The organism is Mesorhizobium sp. M1004, assembly GCF_040318795.1.
In the GTDB taxonomy this organism is placed as follows: domain Bacteria; phylum Pseudomonadota; class Alphaproteobacteria; order Rhizobiales; family Rhizobiaceae; genus Mesorhizobium.
Window position 1 is genome coordinate 190,186 of the sequence record NZ_JAMYNB010000001.1, and the last position, 24,923, is coordinate 215,108.

General features: G+C 64.8%; 26 protein-coding genes and 1 pseudogene. 11 read left to right on the top strand and 16 right to left on the bottom strand.

Annotation, left to right across the window (positions count from 1 at the left end; genetic code table 11):
• Positions 1-165: 165 nt before the first annotated feature.
• From NKH54_RS00945 to NKH54_RS00965, 5 genes and pseudogenes are all read right to left on the bottom strand, one after another.
• A complete protein-coding gene (locus NKH54_RS00945; RefSeq protein WP_352839786.1) occupies positions 166-438 on the bottom strand; it encodes a hypothetical protein in 273 nt (90 codons plus the stop codon).
• Between the two features lie 148 nt (positions 439-586).
• Positions 587-1,200: pseudogene (locus NKH54_RS00950) on the bottom strand (LysE family translocator).
• A gap of 97 nt (positions 1,201-1,297) precedes the next feature.
• Positions 1,298-2,758 (bottom strand): amidase, encoded by a 1,461-nt coding sequence (locus NKH54_RS00955; RefSeq protein ID WP_353027575.1) that lies wholly within the window; start codon positions 2,756-2,758, stop codon positions 1,298-1,300.
• Positions 2,755-3,663 (bottom strand): ribokinase, encoded by a 909-nt coding sequence (locus tag NKH54_RS00960; protein ID WP_023726465.1) that lies wholly within the window; start codon positions 3,661-3,663, stop codon positions 2,755-2,757. Before NKH54_RS00960 ends, NKH54_RS00955 begins: the two co-directional genes overlap by 4 nt.
• 141 nt (positions 3,664-3,804) lie before the next feature.
• The gene (locus NKH54_RS00965) at positions 3,805-4,710 is read right to left on the bottom strand and encodes a methylated-DNA--[protein]-cysteine S-methyltransferase (protein ID WP_023669734.1); all 906 of its coding nucleotides are present in this window, start codon (positions 4,708-4,710) and stop codon (positions 3,805-3,807) included.
• A gap of 115 nt (positions 4,711-4,825) precedes the next feature.
• On the opposite strand from NKH54_RS00965, the gene NKH54_RS00970 reads away from it, so the two are divergent.
• A complete protein-coding gene (locus NKH54_RS00970; protein ID WP_353027576.1) occupies positions 4,826-5,656 on the top strand; it encodes a class I SAM-dependent methyltransferase in 831 nt (276 codons plus the stop codon).
• Here the strand turns inward: NKH54_RS00970 and NKH54_RS00975 are convergent.
• Complete coding sequence (locus tag NKH54_RS00975) at positions 5,653-6,147, bottom strand: DUF2244 domain-containing protein (protein ID WP_352839788.1); 495 nt, start codon at positions 6,145-6,147, stop codon at positions 5,653-5,655. The two genes, NKH54_RS00970 and NKH54_RS00975, sit on opposite strands and share 4 nt — an antisense overlap.
• A 22-nt stretch (positions 6,148-6,169) precedes the next feature.
• Here NKH54_RS00975 and nth point away from each other — a divergent pair, with 22 nt between their 5' ends.
• Entirely contained in the window at positions 6,170-7,003 is an 834-nt protein-coding gene (gene nth, locus NKH54_RS00980; RefSeq protein WP_353027577.1) for an endonuclease III, read from the top strand.
• On the opposite strand, the gene NKH54_RS00985 is transcribed toward nth, so the two are convergent.
• The 4 genes from NKH54_RS00985 to NKH54_RS01000 form a co-directional block, all read right to left on the bottom strand.
• Positions 6,963-8,471 (bottom strand): tripartite tricarboxylate transporter permease, encoded by a 1,509-nt coding sequence (locus tag NKH54_RS00985; RefSeq protein WP_352839790.1) that lies wholly within the window; start codon positions 8,469-8,471, stop codon positions 6,963-6,965. The two genes, nth and NKH54_RS00985, sit on opposite strands and share 41 nt — an antisense overlap.
• A gap of 9 nt (positions 8,472-8,480) precedes the next feature.
• Entirely contained in the window at positions 8,481-8,954 is a 474-nt protein-coding gene (locus NKH54_RS00990) for a tripartite tricarboxylate transporter TctB family protein (RefSeq protein WP_023683080.1), read from the bottom strand.
• Positions 8,955-9,052: 98 nt separating this feature from the next.
• Positions 9,053-10,030 (bottom strand): tripartite tricarboxylate transporter substrate-binding protein, encoded by a 978-nt coding sequence (locus NKH54_RS00995; RefSeq protein WP_023683081.1) that lies wholly within the window; start codon positions 10,028-10,030, stop codon positions 9,053-9,055.
• A 178-nt stretch (positions 10,031-10,208) separates the two neighbouring features.
• Positions 10,209-10,664, bottom strand: a complete 456-nt coding sequence (locus NKH54_RS01000) for a DUF2214 family protein (RefSeq protein WP_023704193.1) — start codon at positions 10,662-10,664, stop codon at positions 10,209-10,211.
• 141 nt (positions 10,665-10,805) lie between these two features.
• Between NKH54_RS01000 and NKH54_RS01005 the strand changes: the two genes are divergently transcribed.
• The 3 genes from NKH54_RS01005 (at position 10,806) to NKH54_RS01015 (ending at position 12,938) form a co-directional block, all read left to right on the top strand.
• On the top strand, positions 10,806-11,036 hold the full coding sequence (locus NKH54_RS01005) for a YdeI/OmpD-associated family protein (RefSeq protein WP_023683083.1): 231 nt from the start codon (positions 10,806-10,808) through the stop codon (positions 11,034-11,036).
• Between the two features lie 142 nt (positions 11,037-11,178).
• The gene (locus NKH54_RS01010; RefSeq protein ID WP_023686555.1) at positions 11,179-11,718 is read left to right on the top strand and encodes a GNAT family N-acetyltransferase; all 540 of its coding nucleotides are present in this window, start codon (positions 11,179-11,181) and stop codon (positions 11,716-11,718) included.
• 119 nt (positions 11,719-11,837) lie between these two features.
• Positions 11,838-12,938: an OmpA family protein gene (locus NKH54_RS01015; protein WP_353027578.1), complete on the top strand. Its 1,101-nt coding sequence runs from the start codon at positions 11,838-11,840 to the stop codon at positions 12,936-12,938.
• On the opposite strand, the gene NKH54_RS01020 is transcribed toward NKH54_RS01015, so the two are convergent.
• The gene (locus NKH54_RS01020) at positions 12,925-13,698 is read right to left on the bottom strand and encodes an IclR family transcriptional regulator (protein WP_352840850.1); all 774 of its coding nucleotides are present in this window, start codon (positions 13,696-13,698) and stop codon (positions 12,925-12,927) included. The two genes, NKH54_RS01015 and NKH54_RS01020, sit on opposite strands and share 14 nt — an antisense overlap.
• Positions 13,699-13,904: 206 nt before the next feature.
• On the opposite strand from NKH54_RS01020, the gene NKH54_RS01025 reads away from it, so the two are divergent.
• The 5 genes from NKH54_RS01025 (at position 13,905) to NKH54_RS01045 (ending at position 19,129) form a co-directional block, all read left to right on the top strand.
• On the top strand, positions 13,905-14,882 hold the full coding sequence (locus tag NKH54_RS01025; protein WP_023691946.1) for a Bug family tripartite tricarboxylate transporter substrate binding protein: 978 nt from the start codon (positions 13,905-13,907) through the stop codon (positions 14,880-14,882).
• 125 nt (positions 14,883-15,007) lie between these two features.
• Complete coding sequence (locus tag NKH54_RS01030; protein WP_353027579.1) at positions 15,008-15,544, top strand: tripartite tricarboxylate transporter TctB family protein; 537 nt, start codon at positions 15,008-15,010, stop codon at positions 15,542-15,544.
• A 4-nt stretch (positions 15,545-15,548) separates the two neighbouring features.
• Positions 15,549-17,072, top strand: coding sequence for a tripartite tricarboxylate transporter permease (locus tag NKH54_RS01035; RefSeq protein ID WP_023686551.1), 1,524 nt, complete (start codon positions 15,549-15,551; stop codon positions 17,070-17,072).
• Positions 17,073-17,087: 15 nt separating this feature from the next.
• Positions 17,088-18,266, top strand: coding sequence for a CaiB/BaiF CoA transferase family protein (locus NKH54_RS01040; protein WP_031196007.1), 1,179 nt, complete (start codon positions 17,088-17,090; stop codon positions 18,264-18,266).
• Positions 18,263-19,129, top strand: coding sequence for a citryl-CoA lyase (locus NKH54_RS01045; protein ID WP_031196006.1), 867 nt, complete (start codon positions 18,263-18,265; stop codon positions 19,127-19,129). Before NKH54_RS01040 ends, NKH54_RS01045 begins: the two co-directional genes overlap by 4 nt.
• Positions 19,130-19,135: 6 nt before the next feature.
• On the opposite strand, the gene NKH54_RS01050 is transcribed toward NKH54_RS01045, so the two are convergent.
• Both NKH54_RS01050 and NKH54_RS01055 read right to left on the bottom strand, forming a co-directional pair.
• On the bottom strand, positions 19,136-19,612 hold the full coding sequence (locus tag NKH54_RS01050; RefSeq protein ID WP_023669717.1) for an NUDIX hydrolase: 477 nt from the start codon (positions 19,610-19,612) through the stop codon (positions 19,136-19,138).
• Between the two features lie 120 nt (positions 19,613-19,732).
• Positions 19,733-20,035: a hypothetical protein gene (locus tag NKH54_RS01055; RefSeq protein ID WP_352788425.1), complete on the bottom strand. Its 303-nt coding sequence runs from the start codon at positions 20,033-20,035 to the stop codon at positions 19,733-19,735.
• 218 nt (positions 20,036-20,253) lie between these two features.
• On the opposite strand from NKH54_RS01055, the gene NKH54_RS01060 reads away from it, so the two are divergent.
• The gene (locus NKH54_RS01060) at positions 20,254-20,844 is read left to right on the top strand and encodes an invasion associated locus B family protein (protein ID WP_023669715.1); all 591 of its coding nucleotides are present in this window, start codon (positions 20,254-20,256) and stop codon (positions 20,842-20,844) included.
• A 15-nt stretch (positions 20,845-20,859) separates the two neighbouring features.
• Here NKH54_RS01060 and NKH54_RS01065 read toward each other — a convergent pair whose 3' ends face one another.
• The 3 genes from NKH54_RS01065 to kdpC form a co-directional block, all read right to left on the bottom strand.
• On the bottom strand, positions 20,860-21,552 hold the full coding sequence (locus NKH54_RS01065; protein ID WP_353027580.1) for a response regulator transcription factor: 693 nt from the start codon (positions 21,550-21,552) through the stop codon (positions 20,860-20,862).
• On the bottom strand, positions 21,549-24,281 hold the full coding sequence (locus NKH54_RS01070; RefSeq protein ID WP_353027581.1) for a DUF4118 domain-containing protein: 2,733 nt from the start codon (positions 24,279-24,281) through the stop codon (positions 21,549-21,551). The genes NKH54_RS01065 and NKH54_RS01070 overlap by 4 nt, the downstream gene beginning before the upstream one ends.
• A 67-nt stretch (positions 24,282-24,348) precedes the next feature.
• Positions 24,349-24,915 (bottom strand): potassium-transporting ATPase subunit KdpC, encoded by a 567-nt coding sequence (kdpC, locus tag NKH54_RS01075; RefSeq protein WP_023740849.1) that lies wholly within the window; start codon positions 24,913-24,915, stop codon positions 24,349-24,351.
• Between the last annotated feature and the right edge of the window lie 8 nt (positions 24,916-24,923).

Below are 24,923 nucleotides of genomic sequence, written 5' to 3' on the forward strand. Positions count from 1 at the left end.
GCGAGACAAGTGGCTCGCCCCCGGGCGGTGTCGCCGAAGGCGACGGATGTGGGGTGTTCCAGGGAACGCCCACGTCTCACTCCGCTGGAACACCCCTCATCCGTCTCGGCGCTATCGCGCCGATCCACCTTCTCCCACAGGGGAGAAGGAAGGCGCCGCCGCCGTTCACTTTGCAAATCGATAGAAGACCATTCCATTCTCGCGCGTGACGCGCTCCAATCTTGCCGGCGCGCCGATCAGATGCGGGAGGTCGTCTTCGACAAGAATGGACGAACCGCTTTCGAGCGAAACCAGATAAAGGGTGTGGTCGTGGTCCGATTGGGCGCTTTTGACCGTTGCGTGGATTGGCTCGACTGACCGGATAGGGCTCGCGTCATTCGTCCATTTGTAGAGCGCCGAAGGAACCATCATCGCGAACATGGCGACGATCAGGACCACGCCGGGCGCGTTCCTTTTCAAATCCCTATAAGTCCATGACATTTGAAAGAATCCCCAGCACAAAGTCATGTGGTGGCGTGGAGACTGACTTTCAATCAGCCTTCACGTACGGGCTCATTCTGCCGTTGGAAACGACCGTCCACGGTTGTTACTTCGCCTTCGAAAAAGCTAGCCACAGGCCGCCGCCGACCAGAAAGCTGCCGCTGATCCTGGACATCAGCTTGATGCGGCTGGCCGAGAGCAGGCGGCCGGCGCGGCTGGCGGCGAGAGCATAGGTGGAATCCGAGGCGGCGGCAAAGATCATCGCGGTGAGGCCCATGACGACGATCTGTAGCGTGTAATTGCCCTGCGGGGCGATAAACTGCGGGAAGAAGGCGCCGAAGAACACCAGCGTCTTGGGGTTGCTCAGCGCCACGAGCAGACCCTGCAGGAAGAAGCCGCCGCGCGGCTTTCTCGCGGTGCCGTCGGCATTCAGCGCGCCCTTGGAACGGAACACCTGCACCCCCATCCAGATCAGATAGGCGGCGCCGATCAGCGTACCCATTCGAACCAGTGGCCCATGCCCGATATCAGCGTGTTGAGGCCGATGCCGACAATGGCGATCATCACGGCGAGCCCAGCCTGCGTGCCGGCGACATTGGCAAGGCCGGCGCGGTAGCCATGGCGGATGCTGTTGGCGATGATCAGCGTGACAGTCGGACCGGGCACCAGGATGATGACGATGCAGGCAAGGACATAGGCGGCGTAGAGTTCCAGCGACATGGGGATTTCCTCGAGGATGCGCTTAGGCGGCTGGCTGCAATCAATGCATGGCGGCGGGGCTGGTGCAAGCCGGTCGCAGACCGTGCCGCCCCTCGCGTCAGGACGCCCCCACCTGCCAAGGCAAGGTCGCCTCATAGGCCGCTCCGGCCCTGAGCACGGCGAGGTCGCCGCGCGGCCGGCCGATCAGCTGCATGCCCAAGGGGCGGCCTTTGTCGTCGAAGCCGACCGGCACGTTGAGCGCCGGACAGCCGCCGAGCGTGGCGAAGGCCGAGACCTGCATCCAGCGATGGTAGCTGTCCATGGTCCGTCCGGCGACCTCACTTGGCCAATGCGTGCCGACTTCGAAAGGAAACACCTGCGCCGTCGGCAGCGCGATGAGATCGAAGTGCTCGAACAGCGACAGCAGCGTCCGGTGCCAGGAGGTGCGGATGACCGAGGCCGCGCGGATCTGCGGCGCCGTCAGCCGCATGGCGTTCTCCACCTCCCAGACGGCTTCCGGCTTCAGCAGGGCGCGCTTGTGCGGGTCGTCATAATGGACTTTCAGCGCCGAGCCGCTGCTCGCCTGCCGCAGCGTCACGAAGGCTTGCCACAGTGCCTCGAAATCGAAATCCGGCAGCAAGGGCTCGGTCAGGAAGGATGCCTCCGCGAAGCGGCCGAGTGCGGCCTCGCACAGATCGAGGATGCCAGGCTCTACCGGCAGGTGACCGCCGAGATCACCGAGCCAGCCGACGCGGCCGCCGCTTGCCGGCGTTGCCAGCCCTTCGAGGAATGAGCCGGGTTTCTCCCAAGACAGCGGCGCGTGCGGGTGGTAGCCCGCCTGCACATCGAGTAGCAGCGCCATGTCGCTGATGCTGCGGCCCATCGGCCCGTCTATGCCCATCTGAGCATGAAAGACTTCCAGGTCCGGCCCTCCGGGGACAAGGCCCTGCGACGGGCGGAAGCCATAGACATTGTTCCACGCCGCCGGATTGCGCAGCGAGCCGCCGAAATCGCTGCCGTCGGCGACCGGAACCATGTCGAGTGCAAGGGCGACCGCAGCGCCGCCGCTCGACCCGCCGGCGGTGAGCGCCGGATCGAAGGCGTTCAGCGTCGGGCCGAACACGTTGTTATAGGTGTTGGATCCCAGCCCGAATTCGGGAACATTGGTCTTGCCGATGATGATGGCGCCGGCCTTGCGGATGCGCTCGACGAAGAAATCGTCCTCCTGCGGCACGAAATCGGCAAAGATCGGCGAGCCGAAACTGGTCCTCAAGCCGCGCGTCATGGCGAGGTCTTTTATCGCCATCGGCAGGCCAAACAGCGAGCCGGCCGGCCGGCCTTGCGCTAGATGCGCGTCCGCCGCGTCGGCCTCGCGCAGGATTTCGGAGCGCTCGCGCAACGAGACGATGGCGTTGACCAGCGGGTTTACCGCGTCGATGCGGTCGAGGAATGCGGCGACCAACTCGCGCACGGACAGGCGGCGCAGCCGGATCGCCTCGGCCAGGTCGACAGCGGACATCCGGCAGATGTCGCCGGCGGGGGGCACGGCGTGCTTCGTTGTAGGGCGCAGGGCAGTCATCCGGCGTTGTTGCGCAGGGCGGTGTCCACATCCGCGGCCAGCGGGATGGCCGGCTGGGCGCCGGGCTTCAGGCAGGCGAGTGAGCCGGCGGCTGCGGCGCGGGTGAGAGCCTGCTCCAGCGGCAGGTTGGACGCCAGCCCGGCAGCGAGATAACCGCAAAAAGTATCGCCGGCCCCGACCGTGTCGACCGGCGTGATTTTCAGCGCCGGCACGGTCAGGAAATCCTCCGGGGTCGCCGCCAGCACGCCGTCGCCGCCGAGCGTGACGACGATGGTGCGGCCGGTTTTGCCGGCGAAGTCGCGCATGCGCGCCGGGCGGTCGCGGCCTTTCAGCGACAGCGCCTCGCCGTAAAGGTCGAATTCGGTTTCGTTGGCGACGGCGTAGTCGGCCTTGCCGAGCAACGCTGCCGCCTCGCTACGGAACGGCGCGGTGTTGAGCACGGTGACGGCGCCGGCGGCGCGTGCGGCGTCAAGCGCTGCATCGACGGTCTGCAGCGGGATCTCGTGCTGCAGCAGGACGACGTCGCCCTTCGCAAGGAAAGCCTTGGCGAGATCGCCGGGCAGCACCGAATCATTGGCGCCCGGCACGACGGCGATGACATTCTCGCCATCGGCGCCGACGAGGATTAGCGCCGTGCCGGTGGAGGCGAAGCTCTGGCCGACGCCGGAGAGATCGACCTTGCCGGCCACGAGCAAAGCCAGGGCTTCGGTTGCGAAATTGTCCTTGCCGACGGCGCCGACCATGCGCACCTTGGCGCCGGCGCGCGCCGCAGCCAGCGCTTGGTTGGCGCCCTTGCCGCCGGGCGCGGTGGCGAAGCCGGAGCCGCGGACCGTCTCGCCCGGCGAAGGCAGGCGGTCGACATTGGCGATAAGGTCGAGGTTGATCGAGCCGACAACGATGATCAAGAAAGCCTCCTGCGGAATGCGCGGGAAGCTAACCTGTAAGCCGGCGGCTTGCCAGAGCGTGCGGATGTTTTGCGCCGGGAGCTCGCAAAAAGAACAACACCGGCGAGGGGATTTCGCCGGTGTTGTTTGATGCGGGCAGCTTCAGGACGCGGTCTGGCCCGCTTCCCAACCGAGGATGGCGCGTTTGCGGGTCAGGCCCCAGTGGTAGCCGGTGAGTGCGCCGGACTTGCCCAGCGCCCGATGGCAAGGGACGACGAAGGACAATGGGTTGGCGCCGACCGCCGCTCCCACCGCCCGGCTGGCGTTTGGCGCGCCGATCCTGGAGGCGATCGAAGAATAAGTGCAGGCCTTGCCCATCGGGATCCTGAGCAGCGCGTCCCAGACGCGCAGCTGGAAGTCGGAGCCGATCATCACCACGCGCAGCGGCTGGTCGGCGCGCCACAATGTCGGATCGAAGATGCGCGCCGCATAGGGCTGGGTGGCGCTCATGTCCTCGACATAGGTGGCGTTCGGCCAGCGGCCCGACATGTCGGCGAAAGCCGCCCGCTCGCCGCCCGGATCGTTGAAGGCGAGCCCCGCAAGGCCACGGTCGGTGACCATGATCAGGGCGATGCCGAAGGGCGAGATGTGGTAGCCGTAGCGGATGGTCAGGCCGGCGCCGCGCGTCTTGTAGTCGCCCGGCGACATCGCCTCGTGGGTGACGAACAAATCGTGCAGCCGGCCGGGGCCGGACATGCCGAGTTCGAACGATGTTTCGAGGAGCGGCATGCCGGAATCGAGCAGTTTGCGGGCATGGTCGAGGGTGACCGCCTGCAGGAAGGCTTTTGGCGACAGGCCGGCCCAGCGGGTGAACAGTTTTTGCAGGCCCGTGGGTGTCTCGCCGACATCGGCTGCCAGGGCTTCCAGCGAGGGCTGGTCGCGATAGTCGAGGCTGATCTTCTCGATGGCGCGGCGCACGACCTCGTAGTCGCTGCCCTCGGGGGTGATGTCGTGCTGCAGGATCGCTGTCGGTTTCATCTGCGTATTCATGGTCATCTGGGCGTTCATGGCAATATCTCCTTGACCGCGAATATCGGTCTTTCCGCCCCTTGCAACCACCCGAAACTTGCCTTGTTGCCGCCTGTTCCCAGATAAATACTGGATTGCGCCCCGGGAGATGCCGATGGCCGGCGAAAGGGTGAATCTGAGCGGAGCAAGGGAGACCTTGCTGATGACGCTTTATGGCAAGGCGCTGGAAAGCCGGCTGCCGCATTCGCTGCTCGGGGATCGCTTCGCCGACGAGGCCGTGCGCAAGATCGACTATGATTTCTCGCACCTCAAGGTGGACACCAATCTCGGCATCGGATTGGCGATTCGAGCCAAGACCTACGACGTGCGAGTTCAAGACTTCATCGCCAGAAATCCCGGCGCCATCGTGCTGCATCTCGGCTGCGGGCTCGATACGCGCATTTTCCGTGTCGATCCACCCGAAGGCGTGGAGTGGTTCGATGTCGATTTTCCGGATGTCATCGCGCTCCGGCGCAAGCTTTACCCGTCCCGGGACCACTACCACCTCGTCGGCTCTTCGGTAACCGACCCAGACTGGCTGGCAGAAGTGCCGCGCAATCGTCCGGCCGTCGTGGTGATGGAGGGGTTGACGCCTTATCTCCCCGGTAGAGGAGGGGCCACGGCTGCTGTCACGCCTTGTCGCGCATCTTGCCGGCGGCGAGCTGATGTTCGACGCCTACAGCCACTTCGGCCTGAAGATGCTGCGCCTCAATCCGACCATCAGGGCGACGGGCGCCGAGGTTCACTGGGCGATCGACGACCCGCAGGTACTGGAGCGTGCCGTTCCGAAGCTGCGCTTTGTCGACGATATCTCGGCCTACAGCGCGGAACGCACAGCGCATATGAGCTGGTCCGCAAAACTGTTCATCGGGCTCTGGAGACACATTCCCGCATTGCGCAAGGTCGGCAGGATTTTACGCTACCGGTTCTGACGCGCCGGCTCTAACGCGTCCTGGCTTTCGTCAGAGCACGTGAAAATGCAGTGGCAAAACTCTCGCGGGAGTCAGGGTCCAGGAATGACCCGATCGGCACATTCTGTCCTTGTGCTTCCACCGTCATCTTGGTGATGCCGATCTCGGCATGGCGAGCGACGGAAAAGCGCGCCCAGAACGGGTTGAAGCGATGCGCTTCCGACTTTCCCGAGGGCGCCGTCTTGCGGATGTCGAGGCTGGTGCGCGACACCGACACTTCCTCGCGGGCACGGGCGGCACGATAGTTGGCGCGGAAGGCGATGTAGACGGCGATGACGTCGAGGCCGAAGAAGCCGAACACCGGCCAGGCGCCGCGCGACAGGAAAAACGCCCCGGTCACCACCCAGCCGAACAGCAGCGCGCCCATCAGCACGGCAAAGCCGGTGCGGCCCAGCGAGCGGTGCGGTGTCAGCAGCGCCTGGAAGAATGGCTCGTCGGCCTGAAACGAGGCGTTTGTGTCGCTCATCCCAGGATATTATAGGAGGGAAATGGCCAGCCCCAAGTCCAAAAATCTTTCCCTATCCAAAAGTGAACTGCCGCCCGGGCGGCGCGACGGCTCGAATGCCAAGCCGCGACCGCGGCCGGCGCGGCTCCGTTCGCTCTACAGCGCCGCCGAGGTGCATGAGATCTTCCGGCGGTTTTCGGTGCAGCGGCCCGAGCCGAAGGGCGAGCTCGAGCACGTCAACGCCTTCACGCTGCTGGTGGCCGTGGTGCTGTCGGCGCAGGCGACCGATGCCGGCGTCAACAAGGCGACGCGGGCGTTGTTCAAGGTCGCCGACACACCTGAAAAGATGCTGGCGCTGGGCGGAGCCAGGGTTGGCGAGTACATCCGCACCATCGGACTCTGGCGCAACAAGGCCAAGAATGTCGTGGCGCTCTCGGAGGCGCTGATACGCGATTACGGCGGCGAGGTGCCCAGCGAGCGCGATGAGTTGGTCAAGCTGCCGGGGGTCGGGCGCAAGACCGCCAATGTCGTGCTCAACATGGCGTTCGGCCAGCACACGATGGCGGTCGACACCCATATTTTCCGCATCGGCAACCGCCTCGGCCTGGCGCCAGGCAAGACGCCCGAACAGGTCGAGCAAAGGCTGCTGCGGATCATCCCGGACGAGTATATGCGCCATGCGCATCACTGGCTGATCCTGCATGGCCGCTATGTCTGCAAGGCGCGCAAGCCCGATTGCCCGGCCTGCGTCATCGCCGATCTCTGCAAGGCCGAGGTGAAGACGACAGACGTGCCGGCGCCGCTCGTGGAAATCGCGGCGCCCGGCGTCCCGACAACTAGCTTTCCTCCACGAACACCTCTTCGCGCTTCTTCTTGACCGACGGCAGGAAGACGACGACGAGCACGGCCAGTGCGACGAGCAGCAGGCCGGCGCTGATCGGCCGCGTCACGAAGGTCGAGGGGTCGCCGCGCGACAGGATCATGGCGCGGCGCAGGTTTTCCTCGAGCAGCGGGCCGAGCACGAAGCCGAGCAGCAGGGGTGCGGGTTCGCAACGCAGCTTGGTCAGGATGTAGCCGAGCAGGCCGAAGAATGCGACCGCGTAGAGATCGAAGGCGTTGGTGTTGACGCTGTAAACGCCGATCGAGCAGAACGCCATGATGATCGGGAAGAGCACATAATAGGGGATCGTCAGCAGCTTCACCCATAGCCCGATCAGCGGCAGGTTTAGCACGATCAGCATCAGATTGCCGATCCACATCGAGGCGATGATGCCCCAGAACAGCGCCGGCTGCTCGATCGCGACATTGGGGCCGGGCACGATGCCCTGGATTATCATGGCGCCGATCATCAGCGCCATGACCGGATTGGCCGGAATGCCCAGCGTCAGCATCGGAATGAAGGAGGTCTGGGCGCCGGCATTGTTGGCCGATTCCGGTCCGGCGACGCCGGCGATGGCGCCCTTGCCGAACTCCTCCGGGTGTTTCGACACGCGCTTTTCGACCGTGTAGGAGGCAAAGGCCGCAAGCACCGCGCCGCCGCCGGGCAGGATGCCGAGCGCCGAACCGATGATCGTGCCGCGCACGATGGGCGCGGCCATCGCCTTGAAGTCGTCGCGGGTCGGCATCAGGCCGGAGACCTTTTTGATAATCACCGAGCGCTCGTGCTCGTTTTCGAGATTGCGCAGGATCTCGGCAACGCCGAAGACGCCGACCGCCACCGCGACGAAGTTCAGCCCGTCGGCATATTCGCGGATGCCGAGCGTGAAGCGCGGCGTGCCGGTGTAGATGTCGGTGCCGACAATGCCGAGCAGCAGGCCGAGCACGACCATCGCCAGCGCCTTGACGATCGAGCCGTGGGCGAGCGCGATGGACGAGACGAGGCCGACGATCATCAGCGAAAAATATTCGGCCGCGCCGAATTGCAGGGCTATTGCCGTCAGCGGCGGGGCAAAGACGGCGACGAGAAAGGTCGACACCGTGCCGGCGAAGAACGAGCCGATCGCGGCGATCGCCAGAGCCGCCCCGGCGCGACCGTTCCTGGCCATCTGGTAGCCGTCGATGGCGGTCACGGCCGAGGAGGATTCGCCGGGCATGTTGATGAGAATGGCGGTGGTCGAACCGCCATACTGGGCGCCGTAGTAGATGCCGGCCAGCATGATGAGGGACGAGACCGGGTCGCCGATCTGGAAGGTGATCGGCAGCAGCATGGCGATGGTTGCGGTGGCGCCGATGCCGGGCAGGACGCCGATCAGCGTGCCGAGCAGAACGCCGATGAGGCAAAAACCCAGATTGGCCGGCGTGGTGGCCGTCGAAAAGCCGAGTTCGAGGTTCCTGAGGAGGTCCATCTCAGCGCCTCACAATGCCAGCCATTGGGGCAACCAGGGGCCGAAGCGCTGGAATGGCAGCCCGAGCGCGTAGCTGAAGACCAGCACCGAAAACAGCGTCAGGCCGGCCGACAGCAGAAGTGCCGTCAGCGGCTTCATGCGGGCGCTGGCAAAAGAGGCGATCAGCGCCGTCAGGAAGATCGACGGGACGAAGCCGAGGCCGCGCACGGTCATGCCGAAAAAGATCGGCGCCGGCAGGATGAACAGCATGCCGCGCCACGCAATGGGGCCGATCGGCTCGCCCTCGACGCGCACCGCCTGGACGAGGATGATGGCGCCGAGCACGATCAGCACGATCGCCAGCACCAGCGGGAAATAGCCCGGTCCCATGCGGAAGGCGGTGCCGATTTCGAGGCCGAGCGATTGTATCGCGAAAAAGGCGCCGAAAAAGATGAACAGCGCGGCGCACAGGCCGTTTGCCCTGTCGATGGCGAAAGGTTTCATGGCGGTCCTCCCCTGACCCTTGCAACGGGCTTGCCGTTGCAAATGTGAAAACGGACGTCGAAGCGAAAACGGGGCGCCGGCAGCGCCCCGTTCAAGCCTCAGTCGGCGTATTGGCCGGCGGCTTCGATGATCGGCTTCCAGCGCATGATCTCGCCTTCCAGCTTGGCCTTCAGCGCTGCCGGCGTCGCGTCGGCCTCGGACGACGGCTTGGTGCCGAGTTCGGCGAAGCGGGCGATGACGTTGGGGTCCTTCAGCGCGACCTGGAGCGATTTCGACAGTCGGCCGGTGATCTCGGCCGGCGTGCCCTTCGGCGCATAGAGGCCGTGCCAGATGCCGACCTGCACCGCGGGCAGGCCGGCTTCGATGGTCGTCGGCACGTCCTTCAGCACGTCGAGGCGCTCCGGCGTGGTGACGGCATAGGCCTTGATCGTGCCGCCCTGGATCTGCTTGGTGGTGTTGGTGGTCTGGTCGCACATAATGTCGACCTGGCCGCCGAGAAGGTCGGTCATGGCCGGACCGGTGCCCTTGTAGGGCACGGTGACCAGCGGCGTGCCGATGGCGCTCATGAACAGCATGCCGCACAGATGCGAGGCAGCGCCGATGCCGGCATTGGCGACGGTGATGGTGTCCTTGTTGGTCTTGGCGTATTCGACCAGCCCTTTCAGGTCGGCCGGCTCCAGGTCCTTGCGGGCGACGATGGCCATCGGCACCTCGGTGACGAGGCCGACATACTCGAAGGCGTTGAGCGTGTCGTAGGCGAGTTTTCTGTAGAGGGTCGCGCTGGTCGCCATGCCGATGTGATGGAGGAGCAGCGTGTAGCCATCCGGGTCGGCGTTGGCGACGCGGCCGGCGCCCAGCGTGCCGCCGGCGCCGCCGACATTTTCGACGATGATCTGCTGGCCGAGATCCTTCGACATGGCTTCGGCGACGAGCCGCGTAACCGTGTCGGTCGGACCGCCGGCCGCAAACGGCACGACGACGGTGATGGTGCGCTCGGGATAGGTCTGTGCGCTGGCGGTGAACGAATAAAGCGTGACGGCCGCGGCGGCGGCCAGGGCGGCTACAATTTTCCTCATCGTAATTCTCCTCCCAGGATATCAATCTCCGATCGCTGTGCAGGTCAGGCAGCGAGGGTGCAACAAAGGCAAGCTAACAGATTGTCGCCTGACGCAAACTGCAAAATACAGTCGTGCGCAACCATGGCGATCAGTGGGGAGTATGCCCGGAGGAGATGGGTTTGGTGTTGGCGTTGCTTCAATAACCGTAGCCGCGCGCCATCGCCGCCGCGAAGATCGGGATCAGCAGGAAGATGAAGGCTTCGGCGCGCACATAGGTCTTCACCGAGGCGAGTTCCGCCACCGGCACCTGAAAGCCGGGATTTGCACTGGCTTGCCGCTTCCAGGAGATGAAGCGGATGGTCGGGATGATCGACAGCAGGCCAACGATGCCGAATGCCGCCATCTTGGCCCAGAACACCCAGTTGTAGACGTAGAATTCCCAGCCCTTCAGGCCGTAGATGACGCGGCAGATGCCGATGATGATGATCAGCATGGCGATGATGCCATAATGGCGGTCGATGCCGGCAAGCCGCTTGAGCGTGGCGGCGGAGAGGTCGCCGCGGATCAGGACAAATTCGGCGCCGATGATGCCGGCCAGCGACAACACCAGCAGATGATGGAAAATGGCAAGCACGAGATCGGTGGTGTCCATGGCGTTCTCCTCCCATTGGCGGTATCGAGACCGGCCCTTGCCGGACCGGTTGCGAAAGGTAGCATCGTTCGGCAGAATTCCCAGAGGCGGACCTGGGTTGGACCATCGGCGTCGCCATCCTGACAGCTGGGGTTTTCTGAAATGACCGGACTGAAGCGCGCCCTGAACCCGATGCCGGACGACATCCGCATCGCCCTGACCGAAAAAGGACTGACAGCGGCCTACGAGGCGCGGCCGGACTACCAGAAGAACGATTATCTCGGCTGGGTCGCCCGCGCCAAACGCAGCGACACCAGGCAGAAGCGGCTCGACCAGATGCTGGACGAATTGCGGCGCGGTGGGCTCTACATGAAGATGGTCTGGCACGGCTGAAAGTAAGCCGACGCTGTTCGCTTCGACCGCCTGGTCGCGCCGGGCCGTTCGGAAGCTTCCCTGGCTGAATGATGATCCGGCTTGGCCCTTGTCCGGGCGCGCTGGTTTGCTAAGCGCTGACCGTCAACGGAGGCAGAGTTTCATGGGCAGTCCAAAAACAGCCGGCGTCCCGGTTCTCGAAACGGAACGGACCATCATGCGGGCGCACCGGATCGAAGATTTCGACGACTATGCCGTCATGTGGGCCGACCCCGTCACCACCCGTTTCATAGGCGGCAAGCCGCGGACGCGGGAGGAAAGCTGGATGCGGTTCCTGCGGCATGCCGGCCTGTGGTCGCTGCTCGGCTACGGCTTCTGGGCGGTCGAGGACAAGGCCAGCGGTCGCTTCATCGGCGAAGCCGGATTCCACGATCTGAAGCGCGACATCGAGCCGTCGCTCGAGGGCATTCCGGAAGCCGGCTGGGCGCTGGCGCCGCAAGCGCATGGCAAGGGTCTTGCCAGCGAAGTCGTCAGAAGGGCCCTGGCCTGGGGCGACGAAACCTTTGCCGGCGCGAGAACCGTCTGCATCATCGATCCGGAAAACACCGGCTCGTTGAACGTTGCGGCAAAGTGCGGCTACACCAAGGTCCTGGAAACCACCTATCACGACGGGCTGACGATCCTGCTCGAACGGCGGGTGTGAAGCGCTTCATCGACGCAATTGCCTCGCGCTGCTAGGATTGGCTATTCTAATCTAGCTAGCAATTCCTGTGGGAAAACCGCTCACACTTTTCCTGGAATTGCCCTTTGGGGGAGCCGACCATGCGTGCGATCAATGCGATATTTCTGAAGCTTTTCTGGGCGGGGCTGCTGCTCCTGGCGGCCGTGCAACTGGCGGGCGCCGATGCGACGGTGCCGACCGCCGACATCGAGGGCGGTGCCGACAATCATCTGGCCAAGCGCTACGAGGGGTCGTTCATCGTCTCCTACGAAAAATTCGCCTATACCGATTTTACAGTGCCGCTGTCGCCGCTGAAGCCGAGCGCCGATCCGGATGCCCGTGACACGATGAACAACCGTGTGTTCGCGCCGGACAAGAAGGCTGAGGTCGAAGGCGCGCTGACCCGCATCGCCTATGTGCTGCCGGCCGAGCGCTCCCCGCTCGAAGTGCTGCGCAACTACCAGGATGTGATCGCGGCCGCCGGCGGCGAAGTCCTGTTCGAATGCAAGAAGGAAGAGTGCGGCGGCGCCGCCGACCGGTCGTCGAGCGGTGGCGGCGGCGACATGAGCCTGATGATGTATTTCTTCCATGAAAGCGACGTCAAGGACGCGGCCTTTTCCAATGGCGCCTGTGCGGTAACCACCGGTATCAACGACCAGCGCTTCTTCGCTGCCAAGGTGCTGCAGGATGGCGGCGACGCCTATGTCACTGTTCAGGCCTATTCGCTGATCGACGACCTCTACTGCAAGGAACTCAACGGCCGCACCATCGCCGTCGTTCAGGTGCTGGAGCCCAAGGCGCGCGACAAGAAGATGGTGGTGGTCGAAGCGGCCAAGATGGCGGATTCGCTGTCGGCCACCGGCTCCATCTCGCTCTACGGCATCTTCTTCGACACCGACAAGGCCGACATCAAGCCGGAATCGGAACCGACGCTGAAGGAGATCTCGACGCTTCTGACCAACGAGCCCGGCATGGCGGTGATCGTCGTCGGTCATACCGACAACCAGGGCGCCTTCGACTACAATATCGATCTGTCGTCGCGGCGGGCGCAGTCGGTGAAGGCGGCGCTGGTCTCGAAATACGGCATCGATGGCGGCCGGCTGACCGCCGCCGGCGCCGGCATGATGGCGCCCGTCGCCAGCAATGACGGCGAAACCGGCCGCGCCAAGAACCGCCGTGTGGTGCTGGTCAAGGCGAACTGAGGCCGATCACGGTTTCAGCGCCGGCTAGGCGCGCTGCCTGCTCCAGCATCGAGGCATCCTCGCCGAAGGCGCGGGTGGCGCGAGCGGCGGCCTCCAGCAGGTCCGGTGTCATGCGGCGCAGGAACGCCGTATCGACGCGTGTCGACGGGCCGGCGAGCGTCAAGGCGCCGAGCAGAACGCGGCCCGGTCCGAACACCGGCACCGAGACGCCCGCCGTCTCAGGGTCGCGGTCGCCGATCGACAGATAGTGGCAGGCCTTGCGGATGGTCTCGTATGGTTCGCCCGGCTGGCCTGAAAACGCTGCCAGCACGCGGCCGCCCGAGCCGGTGAGCAACGGCAGCAGGTCGCCTTCCCGGATCGTGTAGCGGATAGGATGCTTGGATTCGACGCGGTAGAGACAGGTGCGGGCGTCGCCCGAGCGGACATAGAACGCCACGCTTTCCCAACTGCGTTCGGCAAGATCGCGCATGATCGGCAGCAGGATGTCGACCGCCACGACCGAGCGCTGGTAAAGCGCGCCAAGCCGAAAGGTGGCGGGTCCGATGCGGTAGCGGCCATCGTCGAGCCGCTCCAGCAACTGCCCGCGCAGCAACGAGTTCGCCAGCCTCAAAATGGTGCTTTTGTAGAGCCCGGTGCGCGCCGCGATCTCGGCCAGGCTGAGCGAGCGGTCGGCGGTCGCGAACGCATCGAGAATGGCGATCGCACGGTCGAGTGCGGCGACGCCATCTACCTGTAAGGGCTGGGATCGCGCTTCGGTCATCTCACGAACAGTTTCATTCCAGTTTACCTGCTCGGACAAAGGCCGGCCGAAGCGATTGTGCCGCACATCCATGGTTCTGTCTAGCAGAACCGCGTTCCTGTTGACAGAACGCACCGAAATCGGCATGAATTTTTGCCGAGCGGGTCTGTTTTCAGGCTACGTTTCTGGCAGGCACCGGAGGAGGTGTCGTGATTTGGAGGAATCCCATGCTGAACAGACGCAGATTTTTGATGAGCACCGCGGCCGCAGGCGCTGCCGGATTCGTTGCAACGCATTTGACGCCCGCTTTCGCTCAGGATGCACCGCAGATCCAGATCTTCGTGCCGGCCGCGCCCGGCGGTGGCTGGGACCAGACGGGGCGCACCATCGACCAGGTGCTGCGCAGTGAAAAACTGATCTCCGGCTCGCAGATCACCAATGTCGGCGGCGCCGGCGGTACTGTCGGCCTGCCGCAGTTCATCAGCCAGTGGAAGGGCAAGGGCAATTCGCTGATGGTGGCCGGCATGGTCATGGTCGGCGCCATCATCGCCAACAAATCGGCCAACAACCTCTCCGAAGTGACGCCAATCGCTCGCCTCACCGGCGAGTTCGAGGCGCTGGTGGTGCCGGCGGATTCGCCGTTCAAGACGGCCGGCGATTTCGTCGCCGCGCTCAAAGCGGATCCGACCAAGGTTCCGGTGGCCGGCGGCTCGGCCGGTGGCTCCGACCACATCCTGTTCGGGCTGATCGCCAAGACGGTCGGCGTTCCGGCAACCAACCTCTCCTATGTGCCTTTCGCCGGCGGCGGCGAGGCCCTGTCGGCGCTGCTCGGCAACCAGGTGGCGGCCGGCATTTCCGGCTTCGGCGAGTTCTCCGAGCAGGTCAAGGCGGGCGCGCTTCGGCTGTTGGCGATCTCCGCCGACAAGCGCCAGGACGGCATCGACGCACCGACGATGAAGGAAGCCGGCATCGACGTCGAACTGTTCAACTGGCGCGGCGTATTCGCACCGCCAGGCGTCTCCGACGCCGACAAGGCGGCGATGGTCACGATGATCGAGACCATGGCCAAGAGCGATGCCTGGGCAGCCGAATGCAAGAACCGCAACTGGACCCCCATCCTTCTGACCGGCGACGATTATGCGAAATTCCTCGTCGACGACACCGCCCGCATCACCGCGATCCTCAAGGATCTCGGCCTCGCCTGATGTCTTCAGGGGCGGCCACGGCCGCCCCTTCCGACATTAGCCTGCGGCATGGACATATCATGCGCTGGGAGTGAAACTGCGGATGCGGCCGGCGGGAGGATGCCGGCCATCTCGGGAGGACATCGATGAGCACCAGCGACCAGCAGCCGGCGCCCCCGCGCCTTGCCATGCCCGAATTGTTGATCGGCATCGGGCTTCTCGCCTGTGCCGCGGCCGTGGCGTGGCAGACCCTGGCGATCCCGGTTTCGCCGCTCTATTCCAAGGTCGGGCCGACCGTCTTCCCCTACATCACCATGACAGGCATGATCGTGCTTTCGCTGCTGCTCATCGTCGCCGCGCTGCGCGGCGGCTGGCAGCCGCAGGAGGAAAAGGAAACGCCGACCGACTGGAAGGCCATGGGCATCGTCGTTGCCGGCCTGGTCGCCAATCTGGTGCTGATCCAGCCGCTCGGCTTCACCGCCGCCTCGGTCATCATGTTCGTGCTCGTCTGTTATGGCTTCGGCAGCAAGCACACGCTGCGCGATGCGCTGACCGGCCTGATCCTGGCGCCTGCCGCCTATTTCGGCTTTGCCAGGGCGCTCGGCGTCAACATTGGCGCCGGCTTCATCGAAAACCAGCTGAACACGGTGATCGACGCGATCATCGCCACTGCGAGGGGCTGACGCCATGGAGACGCTCGGCCATCTCGCCCACGGATTTTCCGTCGCTTTCTCGCCGATGAACCTGCTGTGGTGCCTGGTCGGCACCACGCTCGGCACGGCCATCGGCGTGCTGCCCGGCCTCGGGCCGGCGCTGACCATCGCGCTGCTGCTGCCGATCACCTACCAGGTGGCGCCGGAGGCGTCCTTCATCCTGTTTGCTGGCATCTATTACGGCGCCATGTATGGCGGCTCGACGACCTCGATCCTGCTCAACACGCCGGGCGAAAGCGCCACCATCGTCACCGCGCTGGAAGGCAACAGGATGGCCCGCTCGGGTCGCGGCGGCGCGGCACTGGCGACCTCGGCGATCGGCTCCTTCGTCGCCGGCACCATCGGCACGATGGGCGTCGCCTTCCTGGCCCCGGTGGTGGTGAAGTTCGCGCTCGCCTTCGGGCCGGCCGAATATTTCTCGCTGATGGTGCTTGCCTTCATCACGGTGTCGGCGGTGCTCGGCTCGTCCTCCGTGCGCGGCCTCACCAGCCTGTTCATCGGTTTCGTCATCGGCATGATTGGCGTCGACCTGCAGACGGGACAGCCGCGCTTCACCTTCGGCATGAACGAACTGCTCGATGGCGTCGATGTCATCATTGCCGCGGTCGGCCTGTTTGCCGTCGGCGAGACGCTCTACATGGCCTCGCGCCGCTATGCCGGCAAGGACGAGATCGTGCCGCTCAAGGGCTCGCTCTACATGACCGCGGCCGAATGGGGGCGCTCGTGGAAGCCATGGCTGCGCGGCGCTTTCATCGGCTTCCCGATCGGCGCCATGCCTGCCGGAGGCGCCGAGATCCCGACCTTCCTGTCCTACGCCATCGAAAAGAAGCTGTCGAAGCACAAGGAGGAGTTCGGCACGGTCGGCGCCATCGAGGGCGTTGCCGGACCGGAAGCCGCCAACAATGCGTCTGCCGCCGGCGTGCTGGTGCCGATGCTCACCCTTGGCCTGCCGACCTCGGCGACCGCCGCAATCATGCTGTCGGCCTTCCAGAGCTACGGCATCAATCCGGGACCGCTGCTGTTGACGACGCAGGCCGATCTGGTCTGGGGCCTGATCGCCAGCCTGTTCATCGCCAACGTCATCCTGGTCGTTCTCAACCTGCCGCTGATCGGGCTGTGGGTACGGCTGTTGAAAATCCCGGCGCCGCAGCTCTATGCTGGCATCCTGGTGTTCGCCACCGTCGGCACCTACGGCATCTCGCAATCGCCGATCGACCTCGTCATCCTCTATCTCCTGGGGGCCGCCGGCTTCCTGATGCGGCGCTTCGATTTCCCGACCGCGCCGGTCATCATCGGCATGATCCTGGGGCCGCTTGCCGAAACGCAGTTCCGCCGGGCGATGACGATCTCGAACGGCGACTGGTCGGTGTTCTACACCCACAAGCTGTCGCTGGTGCTGCTGATCCTTGCCTTCATCGGGCTCGCCGGTCCGCATATCTGGGCCTTCATCGAGCATCGGCGCCGGCGCGGACCCGAGCATGTGCCGGGCGATGCCTGAGCGACCTGGAGCATCATGACCGATCTGCTTGCCGGCATCCGCATTCTCGACCTGACCAATGTGCTGGCGGGCCCTTATTGTGCCTACCAGCTGGCGCTGCTCGGCGCCGATGTCATCAAGGTCGAGACGCCGCAAGGCGGCGATCTGGCGCGCCAGCTCGGCGCCTCGCCGGCGCTCAACGAGGCGGGGATGGGCGCGTCGTTCCTGGCGCAGAATGCCGGCAAGCGATCGGTGGTGCTGGATCTCAAAAGCGAAGCCGACCGCGAACGCTTCCTCGATCTCGTCGCCTCCGCCGATGCGCTGGTCGAGAACTTTCGACCGGGCGTGATGGGGCGGCTGGGGCTTGGCTATGAGGCGCTGAAAGCGGTTCGTCCGGGTCTCGTCTATTGCGCCATATCGGGGTTCGGCCAGACCGGGCCGATGCGCGACAATCCGGCCTACGACCAGATCATCCAGGGGCTGTCCGGCATCATGAGCATCACCGGCACGCCGGAGACCGCACCCTTGCGGGTCGGCTATCCCGTCGCCGACACGCTGGGCGGGCTGGTCGGGGCCTTCGCCATCGCCGCGGCGCTGGTCAAGCAGAAGACCTCGGGCGAGGGCGCGTTTCTCGATGTCTCGATGCTCGAATGCACGCTGTCGGCGCTGGGCTGGCCGGTGTCCAACTATCTGACCGCCGGCGTCGAGCCGCAGCCGATGGGCAATGAGAACATGACGGCTGCGCCCTCCGGCGCGTTTCGCACCGGCGACGGCCTGCTCAACATCGCCGCCAACAAGCAGGAGCAGTTCGTCACGCTTTGCCGGCTGATCGGCCAGCCGGAACTGGCCGACGATCCGCGCTTTGCCGAGCGCGAGACGCGCAAGCAGAACCGCGCTGTGCTGAAGGTGCTGATCGAGACGGCCTTGGCGAGCGCCTCGGCCGCAGCCTGGGAGGAAAAATTCAACCGCGCCGGCGTGCCGGCGGGCCGGGTGCTGACGATCCCCCAAGTGCTTGGCGAGCGCCAGGTGGTCGAGCGCGACATGACCACGCGTTTCCAGGGTCTGCCCGGCATGGCGCAGCCGCTGACCGTGGTGCGCGGCGGCTTCATGGTCGATGGCGCGGCACCCTTGCCGGTCCTGCCGCCGCCTGTGCTGGGCGAGCATATGGACGAGGTTTTTTCCACCCTGCCGCCGCGCGCCAGGAGAAGCGCGTGAGCGAGAGAAAAACCGGCCGCGAACGCGGCGAGGAATGGTGGCAGACCGGCATCATCGAGATGAGCCCCGGCATTATCCGGCTGCGCGGCTATGAAATCCAGGAGCTGATCGGCCGCGTCAGCTTTCCGGCCACGATCTGGCTGATGCTGCGCGGCGAATTGCCGAGCGAGGAGCAGGCGGCGCTGCTCGGCATTGCGCTGGGGGCGGCCGTCGACCACGGGCCGCAGGCGCCGTCGATCGCCATTGCCCGCATGGCCATCACCTGCGGCGTCGGCATCAACAGCGCCATGGCGTCCGCCGTCAACGTGCTGGGTGACGTGCATGGCGGCGCCGGCGAACAGGCGCTGTCCTTCTATGGCGACATTGCCGTGGCACTTGACCAGGGTGTTGCGCTGGACCAAGCCGTAGCCGCACGGCTCGACCGTTTCTTCGCCGAGGAGAAAGGCTATGTGCCGGGATTTGGCCATCGCTTCCACCCGGTCGATCCGCGCGCGCCGCGCCTGATCGCAGTGACGCGCGAGTTTGCCGCGCGCGGCGTCGTCAGCGGACGCTTTGCCGACATCGCCGAGGCCGTCGAATCAGAGGTGGCACGGCGCAAGGGGAAGAAAATACCGCTCAACATCGACGGCGCCACCGCCGTCATCTATGGCGAGCTCGGCTTTCCGCCGCCGTTGACGCGCGGCCTGTTCGTGCTCTCGCGCTCGGTCGGCATCCTGGCGCATGCATGGGAACAGTCGCAGCAAAGCGAGCGCAACAAAGGGCCGCTGCCGCGCGAATGGCTGTGGGCCTATACGGGCACGCCGCTGCGGCCATTTCCCGCTGAGGGGGATGAGGGTCCCGCTGAAGGGGACGAGGGCAAGTGAGGTTGGTCAGGCCGGGTCCGGCACTGCCGGCTGAGGCGGCGCCAGGTTGGCCATCAGCGTCGAGAGATCCGGCTCATCGATGAGCAACGCCGCGTCCTGCGGCTTGAGCCATGCCCGCTGGCGGCTCTTGGCCTCCTGCCAGTTGGCCAGTTCCTCGGACACCTCCAACAGATAGACGACGACGTCGACGCGCACAAAATTGTGCTCCAGCCGTTTCCAGTAGGAATAGCTGCCGGCAGGCGCCTTGCGGGTCTTGCCGAGCACGCCGGCTTCTTCGCGCGCCTCGATGGTGGCGGCCTTGCGCCCGCTCTTTCCTTTCATCGGCCAGCCCTTGGGCACGATAAAGCGCTTCGTCGCTCGCGACGTCACCAGCATCACTTCGAAATTGCCTGAAACGTCCAGACGAAAGGGAATGGCGGCGACCTGGCGAATGCGTTCGCCTCGCCTTGCCTTGCGTACCGCCTTTTTCTTCGTCGTCGCCATGTGCTGAAAATCCGGTCGGCGGGCGCACCGCCGCACGCCGCCTGCAAACCCTGATATGCCCGCGAGGCAATGAGCATTTTTAGTAAATAAGTCGACTAAGTAAATCGCAAGCGACCGATATCAACGGCAAACACGCACAATCTGGTTGTTGACGATCTGAATCGGACAAGCTTGCCGGACGACGGGCACTTCGGGGCGCGGCTGCGGCACGATCCGACGGTCCTGCTCGCGATATTGCTGCTGCTGTTGCTGGAACTGCTGCCGCTGCAGGCTGTTGCGCAATTGCTGCAGCTGGTTCTGCTGGATCAGCCGGTTGGCGCTGGGATTGACGGACTGAGCCGCAGCAGATTGCATGATGCCGACGAGCGTTGCCGCCGCCAGCATTGCCGACATGAGAACTGTCGATAGGCGAAGCGTCGACATCAGTTCATTCCCGTACAGATATAACCTCCTCTCTATATAGGGCGTTCGTCTCGATCTGCCATGGGCCGGTCTGCCATGGGCCGATCTGCCACGGGTTGGCGAAATCCCTGAGGAAGCGGCCCGGCCGCACTTGACAGAAAAGATCGATTGACCGCTCTATCGGGCGCGGATCTCGGCCTCAATCGCGGCTGACTCGAGGCACAATCGGGAGCATATTGATGAAAAGCAGGCAAGTATATTTCGCGGCGCTACTGGGCAGCATCTGTATTCTTGGCCCGGTGGCAGTCGCGGCGCAAACCAAGACCGACAAGGCGGCGCCTGCCGCCGCAGCGCCCGCCCCTGCTGCCGGCCCGACATTGCCTGGCGGCGCCTCGGCGCTGTCCGAGACACATGGCGACTGGACGGTCAATTGCCAGGTAACCGGCACGGCCAAGGTTTGCAGCCTGTCGCATCAGCAGTTCAACAAGCAGTCCAACCAGCGCCTGCTGGCGATCGAGCTGTCGAGCAAGAGCGGCGAGGATGCCGCCGGAACGCTGGCGCTGCCGTTCGGCCTGGCGCTCGCCAAAGGAGTCAGCCTGACCATCGACGACCAGAAGCTGGAAGGCAGCCTGCCGTTCAACACCTGCCAGGCCGTCGGCTGCCTGGTGCCGGTGGCGTTCGATGCCAGCGTCACGCCGCTGCTCAAGGCAGCCACCACGCTGAAGATCGACGCCTTCGCGGCCGACACCGGTCAAGCGGTGAGTTTCACCATCCCGCTCAACGGCTTCGGCGGCGCACTGGCACGGACCGCGGAACTCTCGGCGGACTGAGCAGCGAGCGCGCGGCTACTCAACCTCGCGCAGCCGGTATCCCACCCCGGTTTCGGTGGTGATGTAGCGCGGCTGGTCGGGCGACTTTTCGATCTTCTGCCGGAGCTGGCGGACATAGACCCTCAGATACTGCACGTCGGTCGAATCGCCCCACACCTGCTTCAGAATGAAATGGTGGGTCAGCACCTTGCCGGCATGCTGCACCATAATGCGCAATATGTCGTACTCCTTGGGGGAGAGCTTTATCTCCTTGCCTTCGACCTTGACGATGCGCTTGACCAGGTCGACGCTGAGATCGCCGGTGTGGAACACCGGCTTTTCGCCCTGCTGCTGGAATTTGTGGCGCAGCGCGACGCGGATGCGGGCGACCAGCTCGTTCATGCCGAACGGCTTGGTGATGTAGTCGTCAGCGCCGAGTTCGAGCGCCGCGACGATGCCGGCTTCGTCGGTGCGGCTGGACAGGATGACCACGGGCATGTCGAGGCCGTCGCCGCGCCATTTGCGCAGGAGGTCGAGGCCGCCCATGCCGGGCAGGCCGAGATCGAGCAGGATCAGATCCGGCTTTTGTGCATCGACGAGTTCGATCGCAGCGTTGGCGTTGGGCGCTTCGCTGACCGCATAACCCTGGCTGCCGAGGCCGACGCGCAGCAGTTTGCGGATCGGCGGCTCGTCATCGACGACCAGTATGCTGACGTTGGAATTTGTCATGCCGGATCACCAGATGCTTGCTCGTCCACACCTGATACGTCCGTATCGGACGATTGTACCAACCTCGGCATGCGGATTGTGAAGACTGCGCCCGGGCGATCGCTGCGGTTCGCCGCCATGATCGTGCCGCCCATCGCCTCGATGAAGCCCCGGCAGATTGACAGGCCGAGCCCGGTGCCGGCCTGGACCTGATCGCGCTTGCGCACCCGGTAGAAGCTGTCGAAGACGCGCTCCAGGTCGGCGGGCGGAATGCCCGGTCCCTCATCCATGATCTGCAGCGCGACGGAGCCATTGTCGGCCCAGCCCTGCAGCCGGATTGTCGATCCCTGTGGCGCGTATTTCGCGGCATTGTCGAGCAGATTGAACAGCATTTGTTCGAACAGCACGGGATCAAGCTTCAGCATCGGCAGGTCGGCCGGAATATCAACCTCGGTCTTGTGCCCGGCAGTGATCTTGCGCGCCCGTTGCAAGGCCGAGCCGACGACATCGCCGACATAGTGGAGAGCAAAATTCGGCTCCATGGCGCCGGATTCAATCTTGGTCATGTCGAGCAGATTGGCAATGAAGCGGTTCAGCCGTTCGGACTCGTCGAGCACGGTGGTCAGCAGCTCGGCCCGATCGTTCTCGGGCAGTGCCGGCGCAAATTCCCTGAGCGTGCCGGCCGCGCCCATGATGGCCGCCAGGGGCGTCTTCAGATCATGCGAGATCGACGTCAGCAGTGCCGAGCGCAAGCGGTCGGCCTCGGCCGCCAGCCTGGCGCGATCGACATCGGCGACCAGCTGGATGCGCTCGATGGCAACCGCCGCCTGGTCGGCCAGCGCGTCGAGCAGGCGCTGTTGCTCGGGCGTCAAGAGCGGCCCCTGCTTGTCATTGTCGAGGCCGACGATGCCGATGGCGGTACGGCCGGTCCGCAAGGGCAGGTAGAGCCGTTTTGCCCCGGGCAGGGTATCGGCGCCACGGCCGGCAGCCCGGTTGTGTTCCCAAGCCCAGCGTGCAGCCGCGATGTCGGCCTCGGCCAGCGTGTCGTCGGGGGGATAACCGGCCTTGACGGTGATCGTGCCTTCTTCCGGCAAAAGCAGCACCACGCGCAGCTTCAGCATCGAGGCGATCTGGAACGCGGTGGCCCACAAAACGTCGTCGAGCGTGCCCGCGCCGGCGAGTTTCTTGGAAAAGAGGTAGATGTCCTCGGTCGCCCGGGCGCGTGAACGGGCGGCGGCTGCCTGACGCTGCACACGCGCCGTCAGATTGCTGGCGATGACGGCAACGACGAGGAAGACGGCGAAGGCAACGATGCTCTCCGGATCGCGGATCGTCATCGTGTAGCGCGGCTCGAGAAAGAAGAAGTTGAAGGCAATGGCGCTGAGGAAACAGGCGTACAGCGCCGGCCACAGGCCAAAGGTCACTGCCGATGTCAGCACCGCCAGCAGAAGCACGCTGGCAAGGTTGCGAACGTCGAGGAACTGATCGAGGACGGCACTGACGGCAAGCGCGCCGGCGACATAGACGGTCGAGAAAAGATAAGGCCAGATTTGAAATGGCGTCTGCTCGGCCGCCGCCTTGACCCTCGACGTGGCCTCGTTGTCGCGCTCCGTTCCTGAAATGACATGGACGCTGATACCGCCGGCATTGCGGATCAGATCGTAGGTGAGCGAGCCCTCGATCAGTTCGCGCCAGCGCGAGCGGGTCGGCCTGCCGACGACGATATGGGTGAAATTGTTCACTGTGGCGTGGCGGACGATGTCCTGGGCGACGTTCTGGCCCGGAATGGTCGTCACCTCGGCGCCGAGCTGCTCGGCCAGGCGCAAGAGCGTGGCCAGCTGGTCCTTGTCTTCCTCCGACATGCCGGCCGAACGCGGCGTGTCGACATGCAGCGCCGTCCACGGTGCGCGCAGCCGGTCGGCCAGCCGGCGCGCATAGCGGACACGAGACGCTCCGCCCGGACGCGCATCGACGCAGACGAGCACCCTTTCGCCCGCCGCCCAGGGGCCGGGAATGGCGTGCGACTGCATGTGGTTGAGCAACTGCTCGTCGACGCGCTGGGCGGTGCGGCGCAGCGCCAATTCCCGAAGCGCGGTCAGATTGCCCGGCGAGAAATAGTTTTCGACTGCGCGCTGGGCAGTGTTGGGGAAATAGACCTTGCCCTCCTTCAGCCGCTTGATCAGGTCGTCGGGCGTGAGGTCGATGATCTCGATGTCGTCGGCCTGGTCGATGATGGAGTCCGGGACCGTTTCGCGCACCCTGACGCGGGTGATCTGTGCCACGACGTCATTCAGGCTCTCGACATGCTGGATATTGAGCGTGGTGTAGACGTCGATGCCGCGCGCAAGGATTTCCTGGACGTCGAGATAGCGCTTGGGGTGGCGGCTGCCGGGTGCGTTGGTGTGGGCGAGTTCGTCGACGAGCACCAGCGCCGGCCGGCGGGCGAGGATGGCGTCGATGTCCATCTCATTCAGCACGCGGTCCTTGTAGTCGACCTTCTGGCGCGGGATGACCTCGTAGCCGTCGACCAGCGCCAGTGTTTCCTTGCGGCCGTGGGTCTCGACGACGCCGATCACTACGTCGACGCCGTCGGCCAACCTGGCGCGGCCGGCCATCAGCATTTCGTAGGTCTTGCCGACACCGGGTGCAGCACCGAGAAATATCCGCAGGCGGCCGCGCTCTTCCCGTTCCGCATGCTCGAGCAGCGCGTCCGGAGAGGGTCTGGTATAGTTGCTTCTGGCGTCCGGCATCAGGCTCGATCATGAACGGCGCCGAGGATCGTGTCGATCCCTGGCCCCTGGCTTCAGAGATTGTCTCTCACTGCTTGGTATCGTCCAGTGCCAGGTTGAGCGCCAGCACATTGACGACCGGCTCGCCGAGGAAGCCGAGTTCGCGGCCTTCGACATGGCTGTCGACAAGCGCCTTGACCTTGGCTTCGTCGAAGCCCCTGGCCTTGGCCACCCGAGCGACCTGGAAATAGGCGGCGTCCGGGCTGATGGTGGGGTCGAGGCCGCTGCCGGACGTCGTCACCAGATCCATCGGCACCGGCTGGTTCGGGTTCTCCGCCTTCAGCTTTGCAACATCGCCCTTGATGCGGTCGATCAGCTTGGGGTTGGTTGGACCGAGATTGGAGCCGCTGGACGCTGCGGCGTTGTATCCGTCGCCGGCAGCCGAGGGGCGGCCATGGAAATACTTGTCGTCGGCAAAGCCCTGGCCGATCAGTTCGGAGCCGATGACCGTGCCGTTTTTCTCGATCAAGCTGCCATTGGCCTGGTGCGGAAACAGCGCCTGGGCGATGCCGGTCATGCCCAGGGGATAGATCAGGCCGGTCAAAACGGTGAAAAAGACGATCATGATAACAGCGGGTCTTATCTGAGTGAGCATGGACGTAT